Genomic DNA, 12,897 nt, shown 5'->3' on the forward strand with positions numbered 1-12,897 from the left:
GGCTGTGATTATGTCCTGCGCTAGCGTGGACCCCGATGGGCAAGGCAACCACACGACTGACCAATGACGCACTGGCATTTCTGACAGAGCGTCATCTGGCCATGCTGACCACGCTGCGGGGTGACAATTCACCGCATGTGGTGGCGGTCGGGTTCACCTTCGACCCGACGACCCATCTGGCGCGTGTCATCACCACCGGTGGATCGCAGAAGGCCGTCAATGCCAAGGAGCGCGGCGTGGCCGTGCTGAGCCAGGTCGACGGTGCGCGCTGGTTGTCGCTGGAGGGCACGGCGACCGTCAGTGGCGACCCCGATGACGTCCGGGATGCCGAGCTGCGGTACGCGCAGCGCTACCGGACCCCGCGGGTCAATCCGCGTCGAGTCGTCATCACGGTGCGCATCGAACGGGTGCTCGGCTCGTCGAGCTTGCTGGATCGCAGCGAGAGCTGAGTACCGCGCCGGGAGCTAGACCGGCACGATGACGAGCTCGTGCGGCCGCTTGTTCACCGGCTCGACCCCATCCTCGGTGACGATCACGATGTCCTCGATCCGGGCTCCCCACTTCCCGGCGAAGTAGATCCCGGGCTCCACCGAGAACGCCATCCCGGGCTCCAAGGTGATGTCGTTGCCCGTGACGATGTAGGGCTCCTCGTGCACCGACAGCCCGATCCCGTGACCGGTGCGGTGGACGAACGCCTCGGCAAGACCCTCGGCGGCGAGCACATCGCGGGCGACGGCGTCGACCGACTCGGCGCTGATGCCGGGACGTACCGCTGCGACGGCCTCGGCCTGCGCACGCTCCAGCACCGCGTACTGGCGGGCCACCTCGGCATCGGGCTCGCCGAGGCTGTAGGTGCGGGTGGAGTCGGAGTTGTAGCCGGGCGCGTAGGGCCCGCCGATGTCGACCACGACGATATCGCCGGCACACAGCACCCGCTCGGAGCATTCGTGGTGCGGGTCGGCGCCATTGGGACCGGAGCCGACGATGATGAACGCCACCTCCGAATGTCCCTCGGCGACAATGGCTTCGGCGATATCGGCAGCCACCTCGGCCTCGGTGCGCCCGGGCACGAGGAAACCCGGCACACGGGCGTGCACCCGGTCGATGGCCGCGCCGGCCTTGCGCAGCGCGTCGATCTCGCTCTCGTCTTTGATCATCCGTAACCGACGCAACACATCGGTGGCCAGCACCGGCACCCGGCCGAGGATGTCGGCCAGCGGCAACAGATGCAGAGCGGGCATGGAGTCGGTGACCGCCGTCGCCGGTCGGTCACCCGTCGCTGTGCCCACCCCACCCGCTCCGAGAGCCGCGGCCACCAACGCGTAGGGGTCCTCGCCGTCGACCCAGTCCCGCACCGTCACACCGAGTTCGGGGACGGCGGACTCGCGCAGCGCGGCCAGTTCCAGGCGCGGCACCACCACCGTGGGCGTCGCCCCGTCGGCCGGCAGAACAAGCGCGGTCAGTCGTTCGAAGGTCTGCGCGCGCGAGCCGGTCAGATACCGCAGGTCGTAGCCGGGCGTGATGATCAGACCGGACAGTCCGGCAGCGGCGGCGCCCGCGGCGGCGTCACGCAGCCGGTGGGCGTAGACATCGGTGCTGAAACGGGTGGTGTCCCCGGCGTTGGCCATACCCATAGGCTAGTGCGATGCCCGACTCCGGATCTCACCGCGCCGCGACGCTCGCCCCGGGGGACCGCCCCGTCCTGCTCCTCGACGGTGCCAGCATGTGGTTCCGGTCCTTCTTCGGGGTGCCGTCCTCGATCACCGCCCCCGACGGACGTCCGGTCAACGCGTTGCGCGGGTTCATCGACAACATCGCCGCACTGGTCACCACGCACCGGCCCGGTCGGCTGGTGGTGTGCCTGGACCTCGACTGGCGCCCGCAGTGGCGTGTGGACCGCATCCCGTCGTACAAGGCGCACCGTGTCGAGGAGGCGTTGCCCGCGGGCACCCCCGACGTCGAAGAGGTCCCCGACGAGCTGACCCCGCAGGTCGACATGATCATGGCGATGCTCGACGCGTTCGGGATCACCACCGCCGGTGCCCCCGGATACGAGGCCGATGATGTGTTGGGCACCCTGGCCGCCGCGGAATCGCAGGACCCGGTGGTGGTGGTCAGCGGCGACCGTGACCTGCTCCAGCTGGTGCGCGACGAACCGGTGCCGGTGCGGGTCTTCTACATCGGTCGCGGCTTGGCCAAGGCGGTGCTGTTCGGGCCGGCCGAGGTCGCCGAGACCTATCACGTGCCGATCGATCGGGCCGGGCCCGCCTACGCCGAACTGGCGCTGCTGCGCGGAGATCCCTCCGACGGACTGCCAGGGGTGGCCGGTATCGGTGAGAAGACCGCCGCGACGTTGTTGGCCCAGCATGGATCACTGGAGTCCATCATCGCCGCAGCGGCCGATCCGTCGTCGAGTGTGCCGACGGCGCAACGCAAGAAGCTGCTGGCCGCCTCGGACTACATCGCTGCCGCCGAGCCGGTGGTCCGGGTGGCGCTCGATGCGCCGGTGACGCTGTCCGGGGACAGTGACGCGCTGCCGCTGGCCGCCGTCGACCCGGCGCGCGTGGTCGCACTGGCCGAGGAATTCGGTGTGCAGTCCTCGATCGCGCGGTTGCAGAAGGCACTGGACAAGCTGCCTTCCTGAGTCCCGCGACGACGGCTACTTCGGGCGGCCAACCTCATAGGTGCCGTTGTCGTCCTGGAAGGTCACGGTCACCTGGCGCTTGGTGCCGTCGATGCTGACCTGGCAGGTGAAGGTGTCGCCCTTCTTGACCTCGGGGCTGACGCCGCCGTTGCAGGTGACGTCCTTGACGTTCTTGGCGCCGTAGCCGTTGGCCTCGTCGGTCAGGATCTGCTGTACGCCGGTCTGGGCGGCATCCACATCCAGCGTCGTGGTCACGAAGAATCCCGGCTTCCAGAAGCCGAGCACCAGCACCGCGATGATGACCACCAGCGCGAGACCGCCGAGCACGCTGCCGATGACGGCGAGCGACTTCTTCGAGCCCTCCTCGGAACCGGGCTGGCCGTAGGGCGGGTACTGCTGCTGCGGGTCGTACTGGCCGGGCTGCCCGTACTGGGGCTGCTGACCGTAGGGCTGGCCCGGCTGACCGTACTGCTGCGGGTAACCCTGCGGTGCATAGGCCGTGGGCTGCTGGCCGTACTGGTCGGGCTGCGGGTACTGCTGCGGCTGACCATAAGCGGGCTGACCCGGCTGCTGATACTGCGGATAACCCTGCGGTGGCTGATAGGCCGGCGGCTGGCCCCAGGCCGGCGCGTCGTGGCCGGGCTGTTCCGGGGTCTGGGGCGGCTGCCAGGCGGGTTGGTCACCGGAGGGCGGGTTTCCGCCGGACTGCGGCGGCTGACCCGACCACGCCTGCGTGGGGTCAGATCCCTGCGGTCCGCTCATCGTGTCTCCTTGATCCGAGCTCGTACTGGTCTGCGTGACCCGCCGCCGCGGATCCACGCCGTCACACTACCCTGCATCAACTGCAACGACGCCCCGTCGAATGCCGTTGATGGCGCGTTTCGCCGATGCCCGCAGCGCCGGTTCCGGCGCGGTGATCCGAACCTGGTCGAGCAGATCGAGCACCTGACGGCACCACCGCACGAAATCACCGGCGGACAACACTGATCCGTTTCCGTTGACATCGGAGGCGGCCAGCGCCGACGCCAGATCGCCGGTGGTGGCCCACTGGTGGATGGCCGCGACGAAGCCGTCGTCGGGCTCGCGGCTCGCTGTGATGCGTTGGCGCTGTTCATCACTGCGGATATCGGCCGACAACCGGCGGGTTGCCGTCAGCGCCTTGCGCAGGTTCGCGGTCGGGATGTGCATGCCCTGGGGCCCCGACCCGTCGCCACGGGATTCGAACTGCACCGCCGAGACGACACCGGCGAGCTCGGCGGGACCGAGCCCGTCCCACACTCCGCGACGCAGACATTCGGCCACCAAAAGGTCGCTCTCGCTGTAGATCCGCGCCAGCAGCCGACCGTCCTCGGTGACCTTCGGCGTGTCGCCGGTGCGGTCGACGAAACCGCGTTCGCACAGCAGCACAAGGATCCTGTCGAAGGTGCGGGCCAACGAGTTCGTGGCGGCCGCGACCTTCTGTCGGATCTGCTCGTTGTCCCGCTCGATGCGCAGATAGCGTTCCGCCAACCGAACCTTGGCCTCGCGGTCGCCGGCGCTGTGCACGGGGTGCCGACGCAGCTGATCGCGCAGCGTCACCAGTTCGGGATCGACATCGGGTTCACCACGACCGGCCCGGTGCCGGCTCGGCACATCGAGTCCGGCCGCCGCCGACAGCAGCGCCGATGCCAGGTCGCGGCGCACCCGGGGTTGGCGGTGCTCGACGCGCTTGGGCAGGTGCATCGATCCCAGCGGCGCGGAGCCACCGGAATAGTCCGCCGACGAGATGCGGCCTGCCCAGCGGTGCTCGGTCAGCACCAGCGGCCGGGGATCGTCGGTGTCGCGGGCCGGTTCCAGCACGACGGCCAGCCCACCGCGACGCCCATTGGTGATGTTGATGATGTCGCCACGCCGCAGGGCGGTCAGGGCGTCATCGGCGGCGCGCCGACGCTGCATCCGTGAGGCCCTGGACTGGGCACGCTCACGCGCCGAGATCGCCACGCGCAGGCGGGCGTATTCCAGCACCGGCGGTTCGGTCTTCTTCCCGGGCTGGGCGCCCATCTCGGCGGCCAGGTCGGTCAGCATCTTCTCCCCGCGCGACAGGCCGCGTACCAGTCCGACGACCGAACGATTCGCCTGGAACTGGGCAAATGATCGTTCCAGCAGGCTGCGCGCCTGGTCGGGCCCAAGCTGTTCGACCAGATTGATGGTCATGTTGTAGGTCGGGATGAACGAGCTCTTCAACGGGAACGTGCGCGTCGAGGCCAACCCCGCCACCTCGGCCGGGTCGGCGGCGACGTCATCGGGATGCCACAGCACCACCGCATGGCCCTCGACGTCTATCCCGCGCCGGCCGGCGCGGCCGGTGAGCTGGGTGTACTCCCCCGGCGTCAGCGGAGCGTGCTGCTCACCGTTGTACTTGACCAGGCGTTCGAGCACCACGGTGCGGGCCGGCATGTTGATGCCCAGCGCCAGTGTCTCGGTGGCGAAGACCGCCTTGGTCAGGCCTGCGGTGAACAGCTCCTCCACGGTGTGCCGGAACACCGGCAGCATGCCCGCGTGATGTGCGGCCAACCCGCGCAGCAGACCCTCACGCCATTCGTAGTAGCCGAGCACCGACAGGTCTGAGTCCTGCAGGTCGGCGCAGCGGCGGTCGATGACCTCGGCGATCCGGACGCGGTCTTCGTCGGTGGTCAGCCGTAGCGGTGAGCGAAGGCACTGCTTGACCGCGGCATCACAACCCGCCCTGGAGAACACGAAGGTGATGGCCGGCAGCAGACCTTCGGCATCGAGTGTGGTGATGACATCGGGCCGTGACGGCGGCCGGTTCAACGTCGGCCTGCCTTGCTGACGGCCGCGACCGCGGCCGCGCGGGGAGAAATCGGTCAGTCGCTCGGCTTCGCGCCGGTGGGCGATGTGCCGGATCAGATCCTGGTCGACCAGCGTGTGGTCGGAGCCGGCGAAGAGGTCGAACAGCCGCTTGCCCACCATCATGTGCTGCGACAACGGCACCGGGCGGTGTTCGTCGACCACCACGGTCGTGTCGCCGCGCACGGTCTGGATCCAGCCACCGAATTCCTCGGCATTGCTCACCGTCGCCGACAGGCTGACCAGCCGCACCTCCTCCGGCAGGTGCAGGATCACCTCCTCCCACACCGCGCCACGCATCCGGTCGGCGAGGAAGTGCACCTCGTCCATGACCACATGGGAAAGACCATGCAGCGCATCGGAATTGGCGTAGAGCATATTGCGCAACACTTCGGTGGTCATCACCACGACGGGGGCATCACCGTTGACGGACTGGTCACCGGTCAGCAGACCGATCTTGTCCTGGCCGTAGCGACGCACCAGATCGGCGTGTTTCTGATTGCTGAGTGCCTTGATCGGGGTGGTGTAGAAGCATTTGCGGCCGGCGGCGAGTGCCAGGTGCACGGCGAACTCACCGACCACCGTCTTGCCCGCTCCGGTGGGGGCGCACACCAGGACCCCGTGTCCTGCCTCGAGCGCGGCACAGCCCCGCACCTGGAATCCGTCGAGACCAAACGGGAGCTGCCCGGCGAACGCCCGCAGCTCCGGTCCGGCCTCAGGTGGCGTCGTCATCGATCAGCGTCTGCGCGGATACCGGCGCCGGCCGGTCGATCGGCTCGGCAGCCGGGATGGGCGCCGCCTGGTCCTCGGGCACATCGGCCAGCGCTTCCCGCTTGGCCTTGCGCTTGTCGTGGATCCGGGCGATCTGGATGGCGAATTCGAGCAGCAGGGACAAGGCCAATGCCAGCGCCAACATCGAGAACGGGTCCGAACCGGGGGTGGCGAAGGCGGCGAAGACGAACAGCGCGAAGATCAGCCCGCGCCGCCATTCCTTCAGCCGCGCATAGGTCAGGACACCGATCAGGTTCAGCATGATGATCAGCAGCGGGAATTCGAAGCTGATGCCGAACACCAACAGCAGGTTGATCAGGAATCCGAAGTACTGCTCACCGGATAATGCCGTGACCTGGACGTCGCTGCCGACCGTGAGCAGGAAACTCAACGCGGTCGAGAGCACGACATAGGCCAGCACGGCCCCGCCGATGAACAGCACACCGCCGACGGTGACGAAGGCGATCCCGAAACGGCGTTCCTTCTTGTACAGGCCCGGGGTGATGAACGCCCAGAGCTGATAGAGCCAGACCGGACAGGCCAGCACGATGCCTGCGGTCAGGGCCACCTTCAGCCGCAGCATGAACTGGTCGAAGGGACCGGTCGCCAGCAGCCGGCACTGCCCGTCGGGGGCGATCGTCGCCCGCGCCGATTCGGGCAGCGAACAATACGGCCCACGCAACCATTCGCCGAGGCTGTGGAACCCGAAGAAACCGTGGGTGTACCAGATGAAACCGAGGATGGTGGTCAGCAGCACCGCGACCACCGCGATCAGCAGCCGATTACGCAGCTCGGCCAGATGGTCGACCAACGACATGGTGCCGTCGGGGTTGGCACGCCTGCGCCCCGGCATACGGCCGTTGCGCGGGTTGAGTCTTGAGAAAATTCCGGGGGTCGGCACGGGCAGCCTTAACGTCGGTGCAGGCGAGATCCGCCCGCGACATCATCGCGACGTCGCGCCGCGGGTGGGACGTACTGCAGCTGTCTAGGCCGGTCGTTTGTCGCTGGACTGCTCGGCGGTGTCGACCCGCTCCGAGCTGACCGGGGTGGCCGGGCCGGTGCTCTCGGGCAGCGGGGTGCTCGGCTTGTCGCCGTCCGCCTGCATCTCCTTGATCTCGGACTTGAAGATGCGCATCGACTTACCCAGCGAGCGCGCCGCGTCCGGGAGCTTCTTGGCACCGAAGAGCAGGATGAACGCTGCAATCACGATGAGCCAGTGCCACGGTTGAAGACCGCCCAATTCAAACACCTCCAGAGATTGTGGTCGAGTCTACTCGTCTTCGTACGCGAGCACCGCCGCTGCGGCGGTCTGGCGGACCCGGTCGGCGAGTTCGGGCGGGTGCAGCACGCGCACCGCGGACCCGAAGCCCAAGACGAAGCGGGCCATCCATTCCTGCGAAGCGTATGTCATGGCCGCCTCGCAGGCACCGTCGGCAAGTTCGGTCAGTACGCGCAATGGGTAGTAGTCGAACATCCACCCCGCCGACCTGTCGATCAGCAGCGTCGCCGATGGCAGCGCCGGATCGGCATCGAACAACGCCGTATCAGGGCCCGCGGCGACGGCCGGGGCCGGTGGCCTGGACGGCTCGTCGAGAACCCGCGCCGAGACGATCCGGTCGAAACGGAACAGCCGCACTCCCTCGGCGCTGCGGCACCAGGCCTCCAGATAACTGCGATCGCTGATCAGCACGACGCGGATCGGATCCACCGTGCGGCTGGAGACGGTGTCGTGCGAGGCGGAGTGGTACTCCAGTTCCAGCGCCCGGCCGGTGCGGGTGGCCTCCCGGACAGCCGTTGCCGACGCGCTCTCCGGTTCGGCGGGGTCGACCGTGTCCGCCGCGGCTGCTGCGCCGGCCGCCGATTCGATCTTGGCGATGGCGCTGCGGGCCGCCTGCGGATCCACCATGCCCGGCACATCCAGCAACGCGCGCAGGGCAACCAGTACGCCGGTCGCCTCGGTGGAGGTCAGCCGCAACGGGTGGTCGACACCGGCGGCGAAGGTCACCTCGATGGTGTCCCCGGTGAAGTCGAAGTCGATCAGATCGCCGGGGCCGTAGCCGGGTAGCCCGCACAACCAGAGCTGCTCGAGATCGGCATCGAGTTGTTTGCGGGTGACGCCCAGCGCGGCCGCCGCCTCATCCCGGGTGACCCGCGGGTTGGCCTTGAAGTACGGGACCATGTTCAGCAGCCGGACCAGCCGGGTGGAGACCTGGGTTGTCATACCGCCTCCCCGCTCGGCGCACCCGCGTGGGCGCGCAACCGGGCAAGCACATCATCGCGCAGCGAGGGTGGATCGAGCGCTACGGCATCGGTGCCGTAACCGGCGATCTCACGGCCGAGGCGGTCGAACATCCCGATATCGACCGTGATCTCCTCACCTTGCCGTCCTCGCCAGGTCATCGGGCGCGCGGCGGTCGCCTGCCTGCGCAGCGCCGTGGCCCGGCCGTCGGCGATCCACACCCGGGCCCGCTCACCGGTGGGGACATCGGCCACCGCGCGTGCCACGATCTCGCGCAGGTTCACCCCGTCGGGGACAGTGACCGCACCCGCCGGCCCGACGGCCTTGGCGCCGGGTCCGATGCGCGACAACCGGAACGTTCGGGTATCGGCGCGGTCCCGGTCGTGACCGACGACGTACCAGCGTCCACGATGGGTCACCACACCCCAGGGCTCCAGCGTGCGCGTCCGGTAGGGATCGTTGCGACTCTGCCGATGCTCGAACTGCACCACCCGGCCCGAGTTCGTCGCCGAGAGCAGCACGCCGAGCGCCTCCTCCGAACCACGTAGACCGGGCAGCGTCGCCGTCGAGCTGATCGCCACCCCGACATCCTCGGAATCGACCTCGACACCGGCCGCCCGCAGCTTCAGCAGCGCGCTCTGGGTCGCCGTGACCAGCTCCGGTGACTGCCACAGCTGCGTCGCGACGGCCACCGCGGCCGATTCCTCCGCCGTCAGCTCGACCGGCGGCAACGCGTAAGCCTGTCGGTTGATCCGGTAACCCTCGGTGGCATCGAAGGACGACACCTTGCCGGTCTCCAGCGGGATGCCCAGATCACGCAGTTCGTTCTTGTCCCGCTCGAACATCCGCGAGAACGCCTCGTCCGACGGGCTCTCGGAGTATCCGGCCACGTTCTTGCGGATCTTCTCCGCCGTCAGATACGAGCTGGTGGACAGCAGCGCGATCACCAGGTTCATCAGTCTCTCGACCTTGGACGTCGCCACCTGAAGCAGCTTAGGGGGTACCGCCCGCCGCGACCGCGCGCGACGTGCCCATCACATGCTGGCGATGAGCCGCTTGACCCGTTCGTCGACAGACCGGAACGGGTCCTTGCACAGCACCGTGCGCTGCGCCTGATCGTTGAGTTTGAGGTGCACCCAGTCGACGGTGAAGTCGCGGCCCGCTTCCTGTGCGGCGCTGATGAATTCGCCACGGAGCTTGGCTCGGGTGGTCTGCGGCGGGGTGTTGACCGCGGCGTCGATGTCCTCGTCGGTGGTGATCCGTGCCGCCAGCCCCTTGCGCTGCAGCAGGTCGAACACACCGCGTCCACGCTTGATGTCGTGATACGCCAGATCCAGCTGCGCGATCTTCGGATCGGAAAGCTCCATGCTGTAGCGATCCTGGTAGCGCTGGAACAGTTTGCGCTTGATCACCCAATCGATCTCGGTGTCGACCTTGGCGAAGTCCTGGCTCTCGACCGCATCGAGCTGTCGGCCCCACAGATCGACCACCTGCTCGATCTGGGTGTTGGGCTCACGGGTCTGCAGGTACTCCACCGCCCGGCCGTAGTACTCACGCTGGATGTCCAAGGCGCTGGCCTGCCTACCACCGGCGAGCCGCACCGGGCGGCGCCCGGTCAGATCGTGGCTGACCTCGCGGATGGCGCGGATCGGGTTGTCCAGCGAGAAGTCGCGGAATGCCACCCCCGCCTCGATCATCTCCAGCACCAATGACGCGGTACCGACCTTCAACATGGTGGTCGACTCGCTCATGTTGGAATCGCCGACGATGACATGCAGCCTGCGGTACTTCTCGGCGTCGGCATGCGGCTCGTCGCGGGTGTTGATGATCGGCCGGGAACGGGTTGTCGCACTCGACACGCCCTCCCAGATGTGCTCGGCGCGCTGGGACAGGCAGAAGGTGGCCGACTTCGGGGTCTGCAGCACCTTGCCTGCACCGCAGATCAACTGCCGGGTCACCAGGAACGGCAAGAGCACATCGGAGATGCGCGAAAACTCGCCGGCGCGCACGATCAGATAGTTCTCGTGGCAGCCGTAGGAGTTTCCTGCCGAGTCGGTGTTGTTCTTGAACAGGTAGATGTCGCCGCCGATACCCTCGTCGGCCAGGCGCTGCTCGGCGTCGATGAGCAGGTCCTCGAGCACCCGTTCCCCGGCCCGGTCGTGGGTGACCAGCTGGGCGAGGTTGTCACACTCGGCGGTGGCGTACTCCGGATGCGACCCGACATCGAGGTACAGCCGGGCTCCGTTGCGGAGAAAGACGTTGGAACTGCGGCCCCAGGACACCACCCGCCGGAACAGATAGCGTGCCACCTCGTCAGGGCTGAGCCGGCGGTGACCATGAAAGGTGCAGGTCACGCCGAATTCTGTCTCGATTCCCATGATCCGTCGCTGCACACGATCGAGCTTACGGGGTGGGTCCGGGTATCGGTGGGCAAGGCAGGCCAGCGGTTCGTTTTCGGTGTGCGTGCCGACCCGCGAGGAGACCAACCGGTTGCCGGCTAGCCCAGGGGCTGTTCGGGGTCCCCGTCGGTGCGCTCGCCGGTGCTGATTTTCCCGTCGCTGCGCTCGCCGGTGCTGGTTTCCCCGTCGCCGCGCTCGCCGGTGCTGGTTTCCCCGTCGCCGCGCTCGCCGGTGCCGGGCACCAGCGCCTCCAGGGCCGCACCGGTGATCCGCCGGAACGCCCGGCGGGGCCGGTTGGCGTCCAGGATGGCGACCTCCATGGTCGACGGCTCCAACACCCGTGGTTCTGAGCCGTTGCCACCGGCGCGCAGCGCGTTCACCGCGATCGTGACGGCATCGGCGAGGCTGGCGTTCTCGGTGTATGACTCCCCCAGCGCCGTGGCGATCGGCTCGGTGGTGCCGCCCATGACCACGAAATGCGGTTCGTCGGCAATCGATCCGTCGTAGGTGATGCGGTACAGCTCAGGAGCTTTCGTCTCACCGTGATGCGCCACCTCGGCCACGCACAGCTCCACCTCGAAGGGTTTGGCCTGCTCGGTGAAGATGGTCCCCAGCGCCTGGGCGTAGACGTTGGCCAGCTGCCTGCCGGTCACATCGCGCCGGTCGTAGGCGTAGCCGCGGGTATCGGCGAACTGGATGCCCGCCACCCGCAACTTGTCGAATTCGTTGAACCGGCCGACCGCGGCGAAACCGACCCGATCGTAAAGTTCGCTGACCTTCTGCAGTGAGCGCGACGGGTTCTCCGCGACGAAAAGCACGCCGCTGTCATAGGTCAGCACCACGACGCTGCGTCCGCGTGAAATACCTTTGCGCGCAAGCTCGGAGCGCTCACGCATCGCCTGTTCGGGCGAGATGAAATAGGGAAAACTCATCAGCCGTTACCGCCCGCGCGTGTCCTCTTCTCGATGACCTGTCGGGCCAGATCGGCGATCCGGGCCTCGGTCACTTCCTCAGCTCCTTCGGCGCCGATCAGCACCGCGGTCGGGTAGATACCGCGCACCAGATCCGGGCCACCGGTGGCCGAATCGTCGTCGGCGGCGTCGTAGAGCGCCTCGATGGCGGCCATCAACGCCGAATCGGCATCGCTGACCTGCGGGTACAGCTTCTTGATCGAGGACTTCGCGAACAGCGAACCCGAGCCCACCGACTGGAAGCCCTCCTCCTCGATATTCCAGCCGCCGGCGGCATCGAAGGAGACGATGCGCCCGGCATTGCGGGCGTCGGGATCGTCAATGTCGAAGGCAACCAGCAGCGGCAGCGCCACGAAACCCTGCAGCGCGGCACCCAGGTTGCCGCGCACCATGGTCGCCAGGCGGTTCACCTTGCCGCGGAAGGTCAGCGGGACACCTTCGACCTTCTCGTAATGCTCCAGTTCGACGGCATAGAGCCGGGCGAACTCGACCGCGATGGCCGCCGTACCGGCGATCCCGGTGGCCGCGTAATCATCGGCGATATGCACCTTTTGGACATCGCGGCTGGCGATCATGTGGCCCTGGGTGGCCCGCCGATCACCGGCGATCAACACCCCGCCGGGATATTTGAGCGCGACGATCGTCGTGCCGTGCGGCAGTTCCGTTCCCGGTCCGGCGGACACGTCGCGTCCACCGGGGAGCAGCTGCGGGGCCTGCCGGCTCAGGAAATCCGAGAACGACGACAGGTTCAGATGCGTGTTGGTGATATCGAGACTGGTAGGGACCGGCTTATTCGACCACGCCGTCACTGGCCGCCCTTTTGGACATAGGCACGCACGAAATCCTCGGCATTCTCCTCGAGAACATCGTCGATCTCGTCGAGCAGATCGTCGGTGTCCTCGGCCAGCTTCTCGCGACGCTCCTGCCCGGCCGCGGATGCGCCGGTGACGTCATCGTCCTCACCGCCGCCACCGCCACGCTTGGTCTGCTCCTGAGCCATCGCTGCCTCCTGATTGCTCTGTCCGG

At 67.7% G+C, this 12,897-nt stretch carries 13 protein-coding genes; 2 read left to right on the forward strand and 11 right to left on the reverse strand.

Annotation, left to right across the window (positions count from 1 at the left end):
- The first annotated feature begins 35 nt into the window (after positions 1–35).
- The gene (locus tag IC40_RS0114795) at positions 36–449 is read left to right on the forward strand and encodes a F420-dependent biliverdin reductase (RefSeq protein WP_030135486.1); all 414 of its coding nucleotides are present in this window, start codon (positions 36–38) and stop codon (positions 447–449) included.
- Between the two features lie 15 nt (positions 450–464).
- On the opposite strand, the gene IC40_RS0114800 is transcribed toward IC40_RS0114795, so the two are convergent.
- Positions 465–1,634, reverse strand: coding sequence for a M24 family metallopeptidase (locus IC40_RS0114800; RefSeq protein ID WP_030135487.1), 1,170 nt, complete (start codon positions 1,632–1,634; stop codon positions 465–467).
- 11 nt (positions 1,635–1,645) lie between these two features.
- On the opposite strand from IC40_RS0114800, the gene IC40_RS0114805 reads away from it, so the two are divergent.
- On the forward strand, positions 1,646–2,644 hold the full coding sequence (locus IC40_RS0114805) for a 5'-3' exonuclease (RefSeq protein ID WP_042509713.1): 999 nt from the start codon (positions 1,646–1,648) through the stop codon (positions 2,642–2,644).
- Positions 2,645–2,659: 15 nt separating this feature from the next.
- Here the strand turns inward: IC40_RS0114805 and IC40_RS0114810 are convergent, their stop codons facing one another.
- The 10 genes from IC40_RS0114810 to IC40_RS0114855 all read right to left on the reverse strand — a co-directional run bounded on the left by IC40_RS0114810 (position 2,660) and on the right by IC40_RS0114855 (position 12,871).
- Positions 2,660–3,406 (reverse strand): DUF4333 domain-containing protein, encoded by a 747-nt coding sequence (locus IC40_RS0114810; RefSeq protein WP_030135489.1) that lies wholly within the window; start codon positions 3,404–3,406, stop codon positions 2,660–2,662.
- Between the two features lie 66 nt (positions 3,407–3,472).
- Positions 3,473–6,223, reverse strand: coding sequence for a DEAD/DEAH box helicase (locus IC40_RS0114815; RefSeq protein ID WP_030135490.1), 2,751 nt, complete (start codon positions 6,221–6,223; stop codon positions 3,473–3,475).
- Positions 6,207–7,163: a twin-arginine translocase subunit TatC gene (gene tatC, locus IC40_RS0114820; protein WP_030135491.1), complete on the reverse strand. Its 957-nt coding sequence runs from the start codon at positions 7,161–7,163 to the stop codon at positions 6,207–6,209. The genes IC40_RS0114815 and tatC overlap by 17 nt, the downstream gene beginning before the upstream one ends.
- Positions 7,164–7,247: 84 nt before the next feature.
- Positions 7,248–7,502, reverse strand: coding sequence for a Sec-independent protein translocase subunit TatA (gene tatA / locus IC40_RS0114825; protein ID WP_030135492.1), 255 nt, complete (start codon positions 7,500–7,502; stop codon positions 7,248–7,250).
- A gap of 30 nt (positions 7,503–7,532) precedes the next feature.
- Entirely contained in the window at positions 7,533–8,483 is a 951-nt protein-coding gene (locus tag IC40_RS0114830; protein ID WP_030135493.1) for a helix-turn-helix transcriptional regulator, read from the reverse strand.
- Positions 8,480–9,484: a helix-turn-helix transcriptional regulator gene (locus tag IC40_RS0114835; RefSeq protein ID WP_030135494.1), complete on the reverse strand. Its 1,005-nt coding sequence runs from the start codon at positions 9,482–9,484 to the stop codon at positions 8,480–8,482. Before IC40_RS0114835 ends, IC40_RS0114830 begins: the two co-directional genes overlap by 4 nt.
- Before the next feature lie 51 nt (positions 9,485–9,535).
- Positions 9,536–10,894 (reverse strand): Pup--protein ligase, encoded by a 1,359-nt coding sequence (gene pafA / locus IC40_RS0114840; protein ID WP_030135495.1) that lies wholly within the window; start codon positions 10,892–10,894, stop codon positions 9,536–9,538.
- Between the two features lie 104 nt (positions 10,895–10,998).
- Positions 10,999–11,832, reverse strand: coding sequence for a proteasome subunit alpha (prcA, locus tag IC40_RS0114845; protein ID WP_081843447.1), 834 nt, complete (start codon positions 11,830–11,832; stop codon positions 10,999–11,001).
- Positions 11,832–12,680, reverse strand: a complete 849-nt coding sequence (prcB, locus tag IC40_RS0114850; protein ID WP_030135497.1) for a proteasome subunit beta — start codon at positions 12,678–12,680, stop codon at positions 11,832–11,834. Before prcB ends, prcA begins: the two co-directional genes overlap by 1 nt.
- Complete coding sequence (locus IC40_RS0114855) at positions 12,677–12,871, reverse strand: ubiquitin-like protein Pup (RefSeq protein WP_030135498.1); 195 nt, start codon at positions 12,869–12,871, stop codon at positions 12,677–12,679. Before IC40_RS0114855 ends, prcB begins: the two co-directional genes overlap by 4 nt.
- Between the last annotated feature and the right edge of the window lie 26 nt (positions 12,872–12,897).

It is taken from the genome of Mycolicibacterium neoaurum ATCC 25795, from assembly GCF_000691525.1.
In the GTDB taxonomy this organism is placed as follows: Bacteria; Actinomycetota; Actinomycetes; order Mycobacteriales; family Mycobacteriaceae; genus Mycobacterium; species Mycobacterium neoaurum.